General features: G+C 70.8%; 15 protein-coding genes. 9 read left to right on the forward strand and 6 right to left on the reverse strand.

Features of this window, described 5'->3' with window-relative positions:
- Nucleotides 1–43 precede the first annotated feature (43 nt).
- Nucleotides 44–535 (reverse strand): carboxymuconolactone decarboxylase family protein, encoded by a 492-nt coding sequence (locus ABH923_RS19075; RefSeq protein WP_370056972.1) that lies wholly within the window; start codon nt 533–535, stop codon nt 44–46.
- A 104-nt stretch (nt 536–639) separates the two neighbouring features.
- Here ABH923_RS19075 and ABH923_RS19080 point away from each other — a divergent pair, with 104 nt between their 5' ends.
- Complete coding sequence (locus tag ABH923_RS19080) at nt 640–2,100, forward strand: PLP-dependent aminotransferase family protein (RefSeq protein WP_370056973.1); 1,461 nt, start codon at nt 640–642, stop codon at nt 2,098–2,100.
- Between the two features lie 10 nt (nt 2,101–2,110).
- Here the strand turns inward: ABH923_RS19080 and ABH923_RS19085 are convergent, their stop codons facing one another.
- Nucleotides 2,111–2,869 carry an SDR family NAD(P)-dependent oxidoreductase gene (locus tag ABH923_RS19085; RefSeq protein ID WP_370056974.1) on the reverse strand — a complete coding sequence of 253 codons (759 nt, stop codon included), beginning with the start codon at nt 2,867–2,869 and terminating at the stop codon, nt 2,111–2,113.
- Between the two features lie 88 nt (nt 2,870–2,957).
- Between ABH923_RS19085 and ABH923_RS19090 the strand changes: the two genes are divergently transcribed.
- The 3 genes from ABH923_RS19090 to rpsO all read left to right on the forward strand — a co-directional run bounded on the left by ABH923_RS19090 (nt 2,958) and on the right by rpsO (nt 4,764).
- The gene (locus ABH923_RS19090) at nt 2,958–3,566 is read left to right on the forward strand and encodes a TetR family transcriptional regulator (RefSeq protein WP_370056975.1); all 609 of its coding nucleotides are present in this window, start codon (nt 2,958–2,960) and stop codon (nt 3,564–3,566) included.
- Nucleotides 3,567–3,592: 26 nt separating this feature from the next.
- Nucleotides 3,593–4,351 carry a VOC family protein gene (locus tag ABH923_RS19095; protein ID WP_370056976.1) on the forward strand — a complete coding sequence of 253 codons (759 nt, stop codon included), beginning with the start codon at nt 3,593–3,595 and terminating at the stop codon, nt 4,349–4,351.
- A 143-nt stretch (nt 4,352–4,494) separates the two neighbouring features.
- Nucleotides 4,495–4,764 carry a 30S ribosomal protein S15 gene (rpsO, locus tag ABH923_RS19100; RefSeq protein ID WP_055919394.1) on the forward strand — a complete coding sequence of 90 codons (270 nt, stop codon included), beginning with the start codon at nt 4,495–4,497 and terminating at the stop codon, nt 4,762–4,764.
- 166 nt (nt 4,765–4,930) lie between these two features.
- Here the strand turns inward: rpsO and ABH923_RS19105 are convergent, their stop codons facing one another.
- Nucleotides 4,931–6,109: a low temperature requirement protein A gene (locus tag ABH923_RS19105; protein ID WP_370056977.1), complete on the reverse strand. Its 1,179-nt coding sequence runs from the start codon at nt 6,107–6,109 to the stop codon at nt 4,931–4,933.
- A gap of 18 nt (nt 6,110–6,127) precedes the next feature.
- Between ABH923_RS19105 and ABH923_RS19110 the strand changes: the two genes are divergently transcribed.
- Nucleotides 6,128–6,565: a VanZ family protein gene (locus ABH923_RS19110; protein WP_370056978.1), complete on the forward strand. Its 438-nt coding sequence runs from the start codon at nt 6,128–6,130 to the stop codon at nt 6,563–6,565.
- A 7-nt stretch (nt 6,566–6,572) separates the two neighbouring features.
- On the opposite strand, the gene ABH923_RS19115 is transcribed toward ABH923_RS19110, so the two are convergent.
- The 3 genes from ABH923_RS19115 to ABH923_RS19125 form a co-directional block, all read right to left on the reverse strand.
- Nucleotides 6,573–6,956 (reverse strand): DUF779 domain-containing protein, encoded by a 384-nt coding sequence (locus ABH923_RS19115; protein ID WP_370056979.1) that lies wholly within the window; start codon nt 6,954–6,956, stop codon nt 6,573–6,575.
- Nucleotides 6,957–6,960: 4 nt separating this feature from the next.
- Nucleotides 6,961–8,538, reverse strand: coding sequence for an aldehyde dehydrogenase family protein (locus ABH923_RS19120; protein ID WP_370056980.1), 1,578 nt, complete (start codon nt 8,536–8,538; stop codon nt 6,961–6,963).
- An 87-nt stretch (nt 8,539–8,625) separates the two neighbouring features.
- Nucleotides 8,626–9,858 carry a GAF domain-containing protein gene (locus ABH923_RS19125; RefSeq protein WP_370056981.1) on the reverse strand — a complete coding sequence of 411 codons (1,233 nt, stop codon included), beginning with the start codon at nt 9,856–9,858 and terminating at the stop codon, nt 8,626–8,628.
- Nucleotides 9,859–9,943: 85 nt separating this feature from the next.
- Here ABH923_RS19125 and ABH923_RS19130 point away from each other — a divergent pair, with 85 nt between their 5' ends.
- The 4 genes from ABH923_RS19130 to ABH923_RS19145 all read left to right on the forward strand — a co-directional run bounded on the left by ABH923_RS19130 (nt 9,944) and on the right by ABH923_RS19145 (nt 14,340).
- Nucleotides 9,944–10,705 carry a M23 family metallopeptidase gene (locus ABH923_RS19130; RefSeq protein ID WP_370056982.1) on the forward strand — a complete coding sequence of 254 codons (762 nt, stop codon included), beginning with the start codon at nt 9,944–9,946 and terminating at the stop codon, nt 10,703–10,705.
- A 26-nt stretch (nt 10,706–10,731) separates the two neighbouring features.
- Entirely contained in the window at nt 10,732–10,974 is a 243-nt protein-coding gene (locus ABH923_RS19135) for a hypothetical protein (protein ID WP_370056983.1), read from the forward strand.
- A 40-nt stretch (nt 10,975–11,014) separates the two neighbouring features.
- Nucleotides 11,015–11,773, forward strand: coding sequence for a fructosamine kinase family protein (locus ABH923_RS19140; RefSeq protein ID WP_370057397.1), 759 nt, complete (start codon nt 11,015–11,017; stop codon nt 11,771–11,773).
- 281 nt (nt 11,774–12,054) lie between these two features.
- Nucleotides 12,055–14,340, forward strand: a complete 2,286-nt coding sequence (locus ABH923_RS19145) for a polyribonucleotide nucleotidyltransferase (protein WP_370056984.1) — start codon at nt 12,055–12,057, stop codon at nt 14,338–14,340.
- Nucleotides 14,341–14,344 lie beyond the last annotated feature (4 nt).

Genomic DNA, 14,344 nt, shown 5'->3' on the forward strand with positions numbered 1-14,344 from the left:
TGTTTCAGGGGCGTTTACGTGCCCTTCGGCGTGCGCCGGGCGCTCAGAGCGCGGGCGGGTGCATGCGGGTGGGGATGGCGATCCGGTTCCAGAGGTTGATGGTGCCGATCGCGAGGATCAGGTCGGCGAAGCCCACCTCGCCGAACTCGTTCAGCGCGCGCGCATAGAGCGCGTCCGAGACGCCGCCTTCGTGGATGAGCGTGACGGCCTCTGTCAGCTCCAGCGCTGTGCGCTCGCGCTCGGTGAACCACGGCGACTCGCGCCAGGCGGAGACCGCGAACACCTTGCGCAGCGGGAAGCCGCCGCTCTGCAGGTCGACCGAGTGCATGTCGACGCAGTAGGTGCAGCCGTTGAGCTGGGAGGCGCGGAGCTTGATCAGGTCGCCGAGCGGCTCCTCCACGGCTTTTGCGACGTAGCCGTCGAGGTTGATGACCTTGCGGTAGCCCTCCGGGACGATGGCGGAGATCTGCACCCGGTCGACCGGGACGGGATGATCGGCCGTAGCGATGGTTTCGATGATCGAGGTGTCTGTCATGGCTCCACCGTAGGAGCGTTATTGGTTGGTTGTAAGATCCAATTCAAGCGAATTCCATCAGACCATTGTGCAACCGGTTCAGGCGCATCACCGGGGAGGCCGCCGTGGACATCCACGTGTCGATCGAAGGGCGCGGAGACCGCATCGAGCGCGTCTATCGGGCACTGCGCGACGCCGTGCTCGACGGCCGGCTGCGTCACGGCGAGCGTCTGCCCGCCACCCGGGAGCTCGCGGTGAGCCTGGGCGTTTCGCGCAGCACCGTCTCCACGGCGTACGAACGTCTGACTGCGGAGGGCTACCTCGCGGCGCGCGTCGGGTCGGGGACGTTCGTGGCGATGCCGGTCCAGGTTGTCTCGGGATCAGGAGCGCGACCGACGAAATCGGCGTCTGCCCGCCAGGGAGCCCTCCCGGTCCCCACCTGGCGCGACCTCGCCGACCCGCTCTGGACCGAGCCGCGCCCGATCGCCTACGACTTCAGCGTCGGCTCGCCCGACCCCGCGCTCTTCCCGGCCGACGCCTGGCGCCGCAGCGTCGCCTCCGCACTGCGCGGGGCCGCCCTGCGGACGGCGCACTACACCGACCCGGCCGGGGTCGAGCGGCTGCGCGCCGGGATCGCCCGGCACCTCGGGCTCGCCCGCTCGGTCGCGGCCACGGCCGGCGACGTGGTGGTCACCAGCGGCGCCCAGCAGGCCTTCGATCTCCTTGCCCGCACGTTGCTGCAGCCCGGCGACACCGTCGCCGTCGAGGACCCCGGCTACCCGCCCGTGCGCCAGCTCTTCGAGCAGCTCGGCGCGCGCGTCGTCCCCGTCCCGGTCGACGACCACGGCCTCCGCGTCGACCTGCTTCCCGCGGCGCGCCTGGTCTACGTGACGCCCTCGCACCAGTTCCCGCTCGGCGGCGTGCTCCCCCTGGAGCGGCGCACCGCGCTGCTGGAGTGGGCGGCCAGGAACGACGCCGTCATCGTGGAGGACGACTACGACAGCGAGTACCGTTTCGGCGCGCGGGCGCTCGATCCGCTGCAGCGGCTGGACGCCGACGGACGCGTGGTCTACGTCGGCACGTTCTCCAAGACCATGCTGCCCGGGCTCCGGCTCGGTTTCGTGGTCGCGCCGCCCTCCCTCGTCCCGGCGCTGCGGAGTGCCAAACGGTTGACCGACTGGCACAACGACGTCGTGACGCAGACCGCGATGGCCCGTCTCCTCGACTCCGGCGCATTCGCCGCCCACGTGCGGCGGGCGCGGCGCGTCTACGAGGAGCGTCACGCCCTGATCGGCCGAGAGGCCGGGGACCTGCTGAGCGGACGCCTCGCGGTCGTGCCGTCCGCGGCCGGGCTGCACCTGGCGCTCCGTCCGGTCGACGGCGTCGCCTTCGACTCCACCCGGGTCATGGAGGCCGCGGCCATCGCCGGTGTCGCGGTGCAGGCGCTCCCGCGGTTCGCGGTTGGCACGGGCTGGGAGGGCCTGCTGCTCGGCTTCGGGTCGATCGTGTCCGAGGACATCCCCGACGGTCTGCGCCTCCTCGCCGAAGCGGTCGGCCGGTCCCGTCCGGGCCGGCCGACCGCCTGAGCGCGACGGATCAGATCGCCGACCAGCCGCCGTCGGAGGCGAGGACGACACCGGAGATGTTGGCGGAGTCGTCGCTCAGCAGCCAGGTGATGGCTGCCGCGAGCTGCTCGGGCTGCGCCACCGCCGGGACGTTGGTCTGCATGATCGGGCCGAGGCGCTCGCCGGCGAGCTGCGACTTGAAGGTGCCGTCCACGTTCGTGACGACGCCGCCGGGCGCGACCGCGTTGGTGCGGACGCCGTTCGGCGCGTAGAAGACGCTCGTGCTCTTCGTGAGCCCGACGACGGCGTGCTTGGAGGCGGTGTAGGCCGCGCCCGCCGCCGAGCCGCGCAGGCCCGCCTCGGACGACACGTTCACGATCGAGCCGCTGCCGGCCGCCACCATGAGGGGGAGGACCGCGCGGGTGAGGCGCATGATCGCGGTGACGTTGACGAGGAACACGCGGTCCCAGGTCGCGTCGTCGACCTCGGCGGCCGGGAGGAAGCCGTCCATGATGCCGGCGATGTTGGCGAGGGCGTCGACCTTCCCGCCTGCGGCCTCCAGGACCGCGGCGATGGTGTCCTCGCTGGAGACGTCGCCCGCGACGGTGACGATGTCCAGCTCCGGGTTCTCCTCCACCAGGGCCGCCAGGCGGTCGGCGGAGATGTCGCTGCCGACCACGCGCGCGCCCTCGGACGCGAGGCGGAGGGCGGTCGCCTTGCCGATGCCGGAGCCGGCTCCGGTCACGATGGCGGTCTTTCCGGCGAAGCGGCCGGTTCCGTTGCTGCTCATACTGCTGTACTCCTTGAGTCGATGACATCGTCGGCGCTCGAGTTCGGGCGTCGATGCATTTATAACACCGAGTGCCATAATGGAGACTATGAATTCGCCGGAAGCTGAACCCGTCCCGCGCAGACGGGGCCGACCCGCCGACGTCGACCCCGACCGGGTCGCACTGCTGGCCCTCCGGCACTTCGCGGAGCACGGCTACGAGACGACCACGATGGACGACATCGCCGCGCTCGCCGGCATCGGGCGGCGGACGCTGTTCCGCTACTTCCCGTCGAAACCCGACCTGGTCTGGGGCGGCCTGGAGCCGGTGGTCGACCGGATGCACGAGGTCCTGGACGCGGCTCCGGCGGACGAGCGCCCGCGGGACGTGATCGCCCGCGCCATCACCGAGTCGCTCGACCTCGGTCCGGAGGGCGTGGAGGCGACCCGGTTCCGCCTCCGGCTGATGGCCACCGACCCGGCACTGATCGGGTTCGGGCTGACCAGGCTCGGCGCGAACCGCGACATCCTCGCGGAGTTCATCGCACGCCGGCTCGGAGTGCCGGCGGAGGCTCTGCGGGCACAGGTGCTCGCCGACGCGATCAGCTCGGCGAACTTCTCCGCGCTGCTCTGGTGGGCGTCGCGCGGCGAGGGCGACGACCCGGCGGCGGTCGCGGTGGAGGCGCTGGACGAGGTGCTGCGGGGGCTGCCCGGCTGACGCGCCCCGCGAGTAGCCTGTGCGGCATGCCGATCGTCACCGAGTTCCCTTCCGGCACGCCCGTCTGGGCCGACCTCCAGACCGCAGACCCGGCTGCCTCCGCCTCCTTCTACCGCTCGCTGTTCGGCTGGGACGTCCCCGACGCCGACCCCGCCCACGGCGGCTACGCCGTCGCGTCGCTGAGCAGCACGCCCGTCGCCGCGATCGGCCCGTTCCCGCCGGGGATGGAGCGCCCGGTCTGGACGGTGTACTTCGCCGTGGCGGACATCGACGCGTCCGCTGCCGCGGCGACGGCGACCGGGGGAGCGGTCCTGCTCCCGCCGGGCGAGATCATGCCGGGAGTGCGGCTGGCCATCGTCGCCGACCCGGCCGGCGCCGTGCACGGCCTCTGGCAGCGCGACGAGGACTCCCCGTGGCTGCGCGACGAGCCGGGCGCCGTCGACTGGCTGGAGCTCGCAGCGCCCGAGTACGAGAGCACGTTCCCCTTCTACGAGGCCGTGCTCGGCGTCGCGGTGAGCGAGATGCGGGTGAACGGCGAGCCGTACGGCCTCCTGGACGTCGGCCCGGTGAACGTCGCCGGCGCGACGACCTCGGCTGCAGGGGTGCAGGCGCACTGGCTGGTCTATTTCGGAGTGGCCGACCTGGACGCCGCCGTGCAGCGGCTGACGGGGCTCGGCGGGAGCATCCTCGAGGCCCCGGTCGCCGCCGCGGGCGTCGGCCGCTGGGCGATCGTCACCGACGCCCAGGGCGCCGGTTTCGGGCTGCTCGAACCGGAGGCGCGGTGAGGCCGGGAGGGCCCGCTCGCGCGGACTCTGCGCGCATCCCGGTCTGCTAAACTCTTCAGGTTGCCGTCTGAACGGCCGCGGAGAAAGAGAGCCCAGGCATTCGGCCCCGGGCACCGCGCAACGAGAGAAAGGGGATCCCCTCTATGGCACTGGATGCAGAGACCAAGAAGGCGATCATCGACGAGTACGCGACCCACCCCGGTGACACCGGATCCCCCGAGGTTCAGGTCGCCATCCTGACCAAGCGGATCAAGGACCTCACCGAGCACCTCAAGGAGCACAAGCACGACCACCACTCGCGTCGTGGCCTGCTCCTCCTGGTCGGTCAGCGTCGCCGCCTGCTCGGCTACCTGTCGGACATCGACATCAACCGCTACCGTGCGCTCATCGAGCGCCTCGGTCTGCGTCGATAACGCTGGGCCGATAACTCAGGCAGTCGATCGACAACGCGATCTTCTTGCGAACGGGCCGTCACCTCCGGGTGGCGGCCCGTTCCGCGTTCTCGGCCCCGCGACATTCGTGCCGAATGTCGACTCAACGACCGCGAAACGCGACATTCGGCACGAATGTGGCGCGGATTCAGACGCGCCGTGCCGCCGCGGTCCGGTCGATGAGCGTCGCCGCCACCAGCGCCGCCGCCACCACCGCGAGCACGATCGTGACGCCGACCAGCCCGATCAGCGGCGACGCCAGCGGCGCGAGCAGCACCAGCAGCACAGCGATCCCGGTCTTCAGCGGCCGGATGACGACCTCCGGCACCAGCGGTGCGTGCAGCACGTAGAGCATCAGCAGGAACACCGCGACCGGGATCGCGATGGCGTACTCCACCGCCGTGTCCGACACCGCCGCGTGGGCCGCGCCGCGCTGCACCGCGACCTCCAGCCCCGCTCCGAGTGCGGCGAGCGAGGCGAACACAAAGTAGTGGCCGTAGCCCCAGAAGAACGCCCGCTCGCGCTTCGACCGCAGGCCCTCCCCGGCAGGCTCCAGGAAGTACAGCCACCACAGCGCGAACAGCAGCACCAGCCCGGCCGCCGCGATCACCACCAGTGCGGGGGAGACGCCGTGCGCGGCGAGAGCGCTCTGCACGCCGATCGCGGACGCCGACACCGACTCGCCGAGCACGATGATCGTGAACAGCCCGTACCGCTCCGCGATGTGGTGGGGATGCCAGGAGGTCATCCCCGGCCGCTCCGCCCACACCGGCACCAGCAGCTCCAGCAGGGCCGCGAGCAGGAAGGTCCACAGCTTCAGCTCGACGGGCAGGAACCCCCAGGCCACCCAGAGCACCTGCACCGCGGCGATCCCGACCGCGTACCGGGTGGCGGTCGCCCGCCCGTCCGGATGCTCGACCGCCGCGCGGACCCACTGGCCCACCATCGCCAGCCGCATGATGACGTAGCCGATGATGATGGCGGTGAATTCCGTGAGGCCGAAGGCCGCGGGCACACCGGCCGCCAGCACCAGCACGCCGCCCATCTGCAGCATCGTCATCAGCCGGTACGGGACGTCGTCAGTGTCGTAGGCGGAGGCGAACCAGGTGAAGTTCACCCAGGCCCACCAGATGGCGAAGAACACCATCAGATACGGGCCGAGGCTCGCCAGCGCGTGGCCCTGCTCGCCCGCGTGCGCGAGCTGCGCGGACACCTGGGCCACCGCGACGACGAACGTCAGGTCGAACAGCAGCTCCAGCGGGCTGGAGACGCGGTGCGCCTCATCGGTCGAGCGGCCGGACATCGGGATGCGGAAGGCGGTGCTCATGTGCGCAAGCATAGGAGGATGCTCCGCCGTGTCCTCCTCGCCGTCACCGCCGCCTACCTGCTGCTGGTGGCGTGGATCACGCTGAACCCGGCCCCTGCCGATCCGCACCGCAACCCGCTGCTCGAGGGCCTGCTCGCGACCTTCGCGCCGACGCCGCTGCTGACGTGGATCGACTTCGATGTGGTGGAGTTCACGGCGAACGTACTGCTGTTCGTGCCGGTGGGCCTCCTGTTCGCGGTGCTGCTGGGCCGCGGGAGGTGGTGGCTGGCGTTCGCGCTCGGCGTCGCGATGACGCTGACGATCGAGTTCGTGCAGCTCTTCCTGCCCGCACGGGTCAGCGACGCGCGCGACCTGCTCGCCAACACGCTCGGGACGCTGATCGGCATCGGGATCGTGGCGGTGTTCGCGGGAGGGCGCCGGTCGCGCCCCGATGCGACGCCCTCCCGCAGTCTGTGACGGGCCGTCAGCCCAGCCCGAAGGCCGCCAACTCCGCCTCGTCGAGCATCCGGGACCGGATCAGGAAGCGCTTGCCCTCCGGGGCCTCCACCGAGAACCCGCTGCCGCGGCCGTCCACGAGGTCGATCGTCAGGTGCGTGTACTTCCAGTACTCGAACTGGGAGGCCGACATGTACACCCGCACCGGGTCGATCCCGTCCACCTCCAGTTCGCCGAGCAGCACGTCGGACGCGCCGACCCGGAACATCCCGACCGGATAGCACATCGGCGACGAGCCGTCGCAGCAGCCGCCGGACTGGTGGAACATGAGCGGACCGTGGCTCGCCGCCAGCCGCCGCAGCATCGCCGCGGCGGCCGGCGTGACGTCCACGCGGGACTGGATGGCCTCCATCGGCCTAGAAGAAGCCCATCGGGCCGTCGGCGTACGACACCAGCAGGTTCTTGGTCTGCTGGTAGTGGTCGAGCATCATCCGGTGGTTCTCCCGGCCGATGCCCGACTGCTTGTAGCCGCCGAACGCTGCGTGCGCCGGGTACTGGTGGTAGGTGTTCGACCAGACCCGGCCGGCCTCGATCGCCCGGCCCGCGCGGTAGAGCTGGGAGCCGTCGCGGCTCCAGACGCCCGCGCCGAGCCCGTACAGGGTGTCGTTCGCGGTGCGGATCGCGTCGTCGAAGTCGCTGAAGCTGGTCAGCGCGAGCACCGGGCCGAAGATCTCCTCCTGGAAGATCCGCATCGAGTTGACGCCCTCGAACACGGTCGGCTGCACGTAGTAGCCGCCGGCCAGGTCCCCGCCGAGGTCGGCTCGCTCGCCGCCGGTCAGCAGCTTCGCGCCCTCCTGCCGGCCGATGTCCATGTACGAGAGGATCTTCTCCAGCTGGTCGTTGGACGCCTGCGCGCCGATCATCGTGGAGACGTCCAGCGGGTTGCCCTGTTTGATCCGCTTCACGCGCTCCAGACCGTCGGCGACGAAGCCGTCGTAGATCGACTTCTGCACGAGCGCCCGCGACGGGCAGGTGCACACCTCGCCCTGGTTGAGCGCGAAGAACGAGAAGCCCTCCAGCGCCTTGTCGTAGAAGGAGTCCTTCTGCGCCGCGACGTCCTCGAAGAAGATGTTCGGGCTCTTGCCGCCGAGCTCGAGCGTCACCGGGATGAGGTTCTCGCTGGCGTACTGCATGATGAGTCGGCCGGTCGTGGTCTCGCCGGTGAACGCGACCTTGCGGATGCGCGGGTGCGACGCGAGCGGCGCCCCGGCCTCGAAGCCGAAGCCGTTGACGATGTTGAGCACGCCGTCCGGCAGCAGGTCGCGGATCAGGTCCAGCCAGACGTGGATGGAGGCCGGCGTCTGCTCCGCGGGCTTCAGCACCACGCAGTTCCCCGCGGCGAGGGCGGGCGCGAGCTTCCACGTCGCCATCAGGATGGGGAAGTTCCACGGGATGATCTGCCCGACCACGCCGAGCGGCTCGTGGAAGTGGTAGGCCACGGTGTCGTTGTCGAGCTGGCTGATGCCGCCCTCCTGCGCACGGATCGCCCCGGCGAAGTAGCGGAAGTGGTCGATCGCGAGCGGGATGTCCGCAGCGAGCGTCTCGCGCACCGGCTTGCCGTTCTCCCAGGTCTCTGCGACCGCGAGCAGCTCGAGGTTGGCCTCCATCCGGTCGGCGATGCGGGTGAGCAGCAGCGCGCGCTCGGCGGGGGAGGTCCTGCTCCACTCCGGGAAGGCGGCCCACCCGGCATCGACGGCCCGGTCGACGTCGGCCGCGGTGCCGCGCGCGATCTCGGTGAACGGCCTCCCGGTGACCGGGGTGATGTCCTCGAAGTACTGCCCGTTCGCCGGCGCCACGTACCGTCCGCCGATGAAGTGGTCGTAGCGGGTCGCGTAGCTCATCACGGCGCCCGCCGTGCCGGGCTGGGCGTAGACGCTCGGCTTCTCGGTCGTGACCGCTGCGGCGTCCTCGGTCTGTTCCGGGCTCAGAGTCATGCGAGTCTCCTTTGACTGTCGCGTGCGCTCGTCGCACGCCTCTGGTCCCGGAGGTTACGCAGGGAGAGGTTGCATCCGGTTGCGCGGTCAGGACTCCAGCGCCAGCAGCCGCGCCACCACCTGCGCGCGCCGCGGAGAGTGCGGCGGCAACGCCTGCAACGCCGCCCGCCAGATGTCCTCGTCGGCGCTCCCGCGCTCGGTCTCGCCCCACGCGATCAGCAGGTCCGCCGAACCGGACTCGAGCAGGGCCTCCCGCAGCCGGGCGATGACCTCCTCGCGCACGTCCTCGATGCCCGGCGCGGCCGACCCGGGCAGCGGCCCGCCGCCGTAGGACGCGATCGCCGCCCGGTGCGCGCCGCGGCGCTGGAGGTCGATCACCGCGCCGAGGTCCGTCTCCAGCGGCGCGGCCAGCCGGTACGGCCGTGCCAACGGGCCGAGCTCCGGCGCGATCGCGGCGATGGCCTTCCGCAGGCGCACGATCTCGGCGCGGAGGGTGACCGTTGAGGCCGGGTCACCGTAGACCAGCTCGGCCAGGCGCTCGGCGGACAGGCCCTCGCGATGCCAGGAGAGCAGGGTGAGCAGCTCACTGTGCCGTGCGCTCAGGGTCCCTGCGCGGCCGTCGGCGCCGGCCAGCTCGCCGGTGTCGCGGCCGAGCACGCGCAGTGCGGCGATGGCCGGCCGCGGACGGTCGCGCCGCCCAGCGCCGGGCGTCCGCGCGTCCCGCAGCCGCGCGATCAGCAGCTCCCGCTCGACCGCGGCCGCCGTCGCCTCCAGTAGCGGAAGCACGTGCGGCTCGGCCACCTGGTCGCCGCCGGTCACGTCGATCACGCCGATGATGTCGCCGGTCTCCGGGTCGCGCACCGGAACCGCGGTGCAGCTCCAGGGCTTCACCTCCTGGGCGAAGTGCTCTGCACCACGGATCTGCACGCCGTCGCCGATCGCGAGCGCCGTCCCGGGAGCGGAGGTACCCACGTCGCCCTCGGCCCACGCGGCCCCGGGAACGAACAGCATGGACTCCGCGCGCCGGCGCAGCACAGGGTCGCCCTCCACCCAGAGCAGCCGCCCGCGCGCGTCGCCGACCGCCACGACCACGCGGCTGTCCGGCTCGGCGTCCCGCACCAGGAGCTGCCGGATCACCGGGAGGGCCGCGGCGATGGGATGCGTCCGCCTGGCGTCCTCCAGCCAGGGGCCGTCGAGGACGAGCGGGGCGGCGACGGCGGGGTCGAGGTGCGCCTGCTCCGCGCGCCGCCAGGAGGCGTCCACCACGGGGCGCAGCCCGGGATGGAGGGTGCCCTGCAGGCCATCGACGGCGTCGTCCATGCGCAGCATCGTACGCCACCGTGGCCGCTCTTCTCGTTGGAATCTAGGATTAGCATTTCTGAGAAGAATCATATAGTCTCGCTTCATGCCCAGTGGACTTTCACGCAGAGACGCTCTGCTCGCCGCGACCGCCCTGTCGACGCTGGCCGCGGTGGGATGGCGAGTCACCGACCCGTCTGCACCGGCGTCGGCCGCGGCGGCGTACATCTTTCCGACCGCCACTCGGCTCGTGAGCGACGACTTCGCCGCGCACGTCCGCCGTGCGAGCCCGAACCCGGGCACGGATTACGCCTGCCCCGTCGGCACGGAGGTCGTCGCGGTGAAGGCCGGCCGCGTCGCCGGCGTCGACAACTCGCCCTCGGGCTCGGGTGGACGCATGGTCTTCCTCGATCACCTTGACGGCACGCGAACGGAATATCTGCACCTGAGCTCCATCTCGGTCGCGAACGAGCAGGCCGTCCAGCAAGGGCAGCGCATCGCGCTGTCCGGAAATTCGGGCGAGGGCAGCACTGGACCGCACCTGCACATCACGCTGAAGCTCAATGGAGTGCCCGTCGACTTCGAGAAGTACGTCGGGAGCGCCGGTCCCTCAGGTGGGCCGTTCCTCGGCGGGTTGAGCGACAACCAGCAGAGCGAGCTCCTGGAGGCGATGCGCAACGTGGCCGGATTCCTCTATGCCGGGGGTGAGAGCGTGGCCTCCGGACTCACGGGTCGCGACTTCGCGGCCCACTCGCTGATGCAGCGCCTCGACGCGTTGGAGTCCGCCGTCTTCGCCGGTGGCACCTCGATGGCGGACCAGGGCAACGCCATCTCGCGCAGTCTCGCCCAGATCAACCGCAAATCCTAGAAACCAGACAAGAAGAGAGATTCGACATGGCACTTTCCGACGCCGAGCAGGCGGAACTGCTGATCCTTGCGCGCAACATCGCCGGCTACCTGTACGCGGGCGGATCCAGCGTCGCGTCCGGGCAGCCGGGGCGCGACTTCGCGCCGAAGACCGCGATGGCGCGCCTCAACAACCTCGAGGCGGCCGTCTTCTACGGCGGCACCTCGATGGAGGACGGCGGGAAGTCGATCAGCCGGTCCCTGGCCGAGATCAATTCGAAGCTGAGCTGAGGCTTCCCGCGCGCTGAGTACGGTGGAACCCGTGCGCACGATCGTGAAGGAACGTCCCGACGCTCCCGCCGCGTTCTTCGAGGCGGAGGCCGCCGGCCTGCGCTGGCTCGCAGAGGCCGAGCGCGACGGCGGCGCCCGCGTCGTGCGGGTGGTCGGCGCGTCGCCCGGGCACATCGAGCTGGAGGAGGTGGCCGAGACCCGGCCAGATGCCGCCGCCGCACGCGCGTTCGGCGCGGCCCTCGCAGTGACGCACTCCGCCGGCGCCGCCGCCTTCGGCGCCCCGCCGGACGGCTGGGACGGCCCGCTGTTCATCGGTCGCCGACCGCTCCCGGTCGCCCACGAGTCGAGCTGGGGACGCTTCTACGCCCGCGACCGCGTCCGCCCGTACCTCGACATCGCCGTCGCCGCCGGCAACCTGACCGCGCGCCAACGGCAGGTCGTGGACAGCGCCCTCGCCCGCGTGGAGGCCGGCGACTTCGACGACGACGAGTCGCCCGCGCGCCTGCACGGCGACCTCTGGACCGGCAACGTGCTCTGGTCTCCCGACGGCGTCGTCCTCATCGACCCCGCAGCGCACGGCGGCCACCGGGAGACCGACCTGGCCATGCTCGCGCTGTTCGGCGCACCGCACCTGGACGACATCCTCGCCGGCTACGACGCCGCCCGGCCGCTGCGCCCGGGCTGGCGGGAGCGCGTCCCGCTGCACCAGCTCCACCCGCTCGCCGTCCACGCAGCGGGGCACGGGCCGTCCTACGGCGTCGCCCTGGCCGAGGCCGCGCGGGCGACGCTCGCGCTCTGATCCCGGATTTCCGGCGTCCTCAGCACCACGACTGATAGGATTCTGTTGGTCGGCCGAATGCCGATCACTGGAGCAGGCTGGCAGGAGCTGGTCCTCGGTGGTGGTATCCGGATGCGTTCCCCGTAGCGCAACCGTGTATTTCTACTGATGGCCAGACGGGCTCAGCCCACGCACCCGCATGGGATGCCGCGTACACGGAACACGTGTCGAACTGCCTGCTCGCTCCATTGTGGAGTCGCGCCCAGACGGGGCTGCGACGTTAAACAAAGGAGAAAGACCTCTTGGAAGGTCCCGAAATCAAGTTCGCCGAAGCAGTCCTCGACAATGGACGCTTCGGCACCCGCACCGTCCGGTTCGAGACCGGACGCCTCGCCCAGCAGGCGCAGGGCGCCGTCGCCGCCTACCTCGACGAGGAGACCATGCTGCTGAGCGCGACGAGCGCCAGCAAGCACCCGAAGGACAACTTCGACTTCTTCCCGCTGACCGTCGACGTCGAGGAGCGCTCGTACGCCGCCGGTAAGATCCCCGGCTCGTTCTTCCGCCGTGAGGGCCGCCCCTCCACCGAGGCGATCCTCGTCTGCCGCCTGATCGACCGCCCGCTGCGCCCGTCGTTCGTCGACGGCCTCCGCAACGAGGTCCAGATCGTCATCACCGTCCTGAGCATCGCTCCGGAGGAGTTCTACGACGCCCTGGCGATCAACGCCGCCAGCGCCTCGACCCAGATCTCCGGCCTGCCGTTCTCCGGCCCGATCGCCGGTGTGCGCCTCGCGCTCATCCCCGGCAACGGCCAGCACGAAGACCAGTGGATCGCGTTCCCGAAGGCCTCGCAGCTCGAGGAGGCCGTCTTCGACCTCGTCGTCGCCGGTCGCGTCCTCACCAACGAGGACGGCACCGAGGGCGACGTCGCGATCATGATGGTCGAGGCGGAGGCCACCGAGGGCAGCTGGAACCTCATCCAGGCCGGCGCCGTCAAGCCGAACGAGGAGGTCGTCGCCCAGGGTCTGGAGGCCGCCAAGCCGTTCATCCGCCAGCTCGTGGGTGCGCAGACGGTGCTCGCCTCGCAGTCCGCGAAGGCGATCGCCGACTACCCGCTGTTCCTGCCCTACTCGCAGGAGACCTACGACAACGTCGCTGCCCTCGCCTACGACGAGCTGGTGAACGTCTACCAGATCGCCGACAAGGTCGAGCGCCAGAACGCCGACGACGCCCTCAAGGACCGCGTCAAGGTCGCCCTCACCGAGAAGGTGGAGGCCGGCGCGCTCGACGCGGAGGTGCTCTCGCAGTTCTCCGCGGCGTACAAGTCGGTGTCCAAGGTGGTCATGCGCGGCCGCGTGCTGCGCGAGGGCATCCGCATCGACGGCCGTGGCCTGACCGACATCCGTCCGCTCGACGCCGAGGTGCAGGTCATCCCGCGCGTCCACGGCTCGGCGATCTTCCAGCGCGGCGAGACCCAGATCCTGGGCGTCACCACGCTGAACATGCTCAAGATGGAGCAGCAGATCGACTCGCTGTCGCCTGTCACCAAGAAGCGGTACCTGCACCACTACAACTTCCCGCCCTACTCGACCGGTGAGACCGGCCGCGTCGGGTCGCCGAAGCGTCGCGAGATCGGGCACGGCTTCCTGGCCGAGCGCGCGCTCGTGCCGGTGCTGCCGACCCGCGAGGAGTTCCCGTACGCGATCCGTCAGGTCTCCGAGGCGCTGAGCTCCAACGGCTCCACCTCGATGGGCTCCGTCTGCGCGTCCACCCTGTCGCTGCTCAACGCCGGTGTGCCGCTGCGCGCCCCGGTCGCCGGCATCGCCATGGGCCTGATCTCCGACGTCGTCGACGGTGAGGCCCGCTACGCGGCGCTCACCGACATCCTGGGCGCGGAGGACGCGCTCGGCGACATGGACTTCAAGGTCGCAGGCACCAGCGAGTTCGTCACCGCGATCCAGCTCGACACCAAGCTCGACGGCATCCCGTCGTCGGTGCTGGCGGGCGCGCTCAAGCAGGCCAAGGATGCTCGTACGACCATCCTCAGCGTGCTGAACGCCGCGATCGACGCGCCGGACGAGATGGCCCCGACCGCGCCGCGCGTGATCTCGGTCCAGATCCCGGTCGACAAGATCGGCGAGCTGATCGGCCCGAAGGGCAAGACGATCAACGCGATCCAGGACGAGACCGGCGCCGACATCTCCATCGAGGAGGACGGCACCGTCTACATCGGCGCCACCGACGGCCCGTCGGCCGAGGCGGCCCGCGCCCAGGTCAACGCGATCGCGAACCCGACGAACCCGGAGGTCGGCGAGCAGTTCCTCGGAACCGTCGTCAAGATCGCCGCGTTCGGCGCGTTCATCTCGCTGCTCCCGGGCAAGGACGGCCTGCTGCACATCTCCGAGGTGCGCAAGCTCGCCGGCGGCAAGCGTGTCGAGAACGTCGAGGACGTCCTCGGCGTCGGCCAGAAGATCCTGGTGGAGATCACCAAGATCGACGACCGTGGAAAGCTGTCGCTCGCCCCGGTGCTCGCCGACGAGGCGGCCGCCGAGGCCCCCGTCGAGCCCGCAGCGGAGACCGTCGAGAGCTGAGCTC

It is taken from the genome of Leifsonia sp. EB41 (genome assembly GCF_041262565.1).
Taxonomy (GTDB): Bacteria; Actinomycetota; Actinomycetes; order Actinomycetales; family Microbacteriaceae; genus Leifsonia.

Bases quoted from the DNA above. Each gene is read 5' to 3' on its own strand.
- ABH923_RS19125 (WP_370056981.1), bottom strand. From the start codon at position 9,858: ATGGACGACGCCGTCGATGGCCTGCAGGGCACCCTCCATCCCGGGCTG.
- ABH923_RS19115 (WP_370056979.1), bottom strand. From the start codon at position 6,956: ATGGAGGCCATCCAGTCCCGCGTGGACGTCACGCCGGCCGCCGCGGCG.
- ABH923_RS19110 (WP_370056978.1), top strand. From the start codon at position 6,128: ATGCTCCGCCGTGTCCTCCTCGCCGTCACCGCCGCCTACCTGCTGCTG.
- ABH923_RS19105 (WP_370056977.1), bottom strand. From the start codon at position 6,109: ATGAGCACCGCCTTCCGCATCCCGATGTCCGGCCGCTCGACCGATGAG.
- ABH923_RS19085 (WP_370056974.1), bottom strand. From the start codon at position 2,869: ATGAGCAGCAACGGAACCGGCCGCTTCGCCGGAAAGACCGCCATCGTG.
- rpsO (WP_055919394.1), top strand. From the start codon at position 4,495: ATGGCACTGGATGCAGAGACCAAGAAGGCGATCATCGACGAGTACGCG.
- ABH923_RS19095 (WP_370056976.1), top strand. From the start codon at position 3,593: ATGCCGATCGTCACCGAGTTCCCTTCCGGCACGCCCGTCTGGGCCGAC.
- ABH923_RS19135 (WP_370056983.1), top strand. From the start codon at position 10,732: ATGGCACTTTCCGACGCCGAGCAGGCGGAACTGCTGATCCTTGCGCGC.
- ABH923_RS19130 (WP_370056982.1), top strand. From the start codon at position 9,944: ATGCCCAGTGGACTTTCACGCAGAGACGCTCTGCTCGCCGCGACCGCC.
- ABH923_RS19120 (WP_370056980.1), bottom strand. From the start codon at position 8,538: ATGACTCTGAGCCCGGAACAGACCGAGGACGCCGCAGCGGTCACGACC.
- ABH923_RS19075 (WP_370056972.1), bottom strand. From the start codon at position 535: ATGACAGACACCTCGATCATCGAAACCATCGCTACGGCCGATCATCCC.
- ABH923_RS19090 (WP_370056975.1), top strand. From the start codon at position 2,958: ATGAATTCGCCGGAAGCTGAACCCGTCCCGCGCAGACGGGGCCGACCC.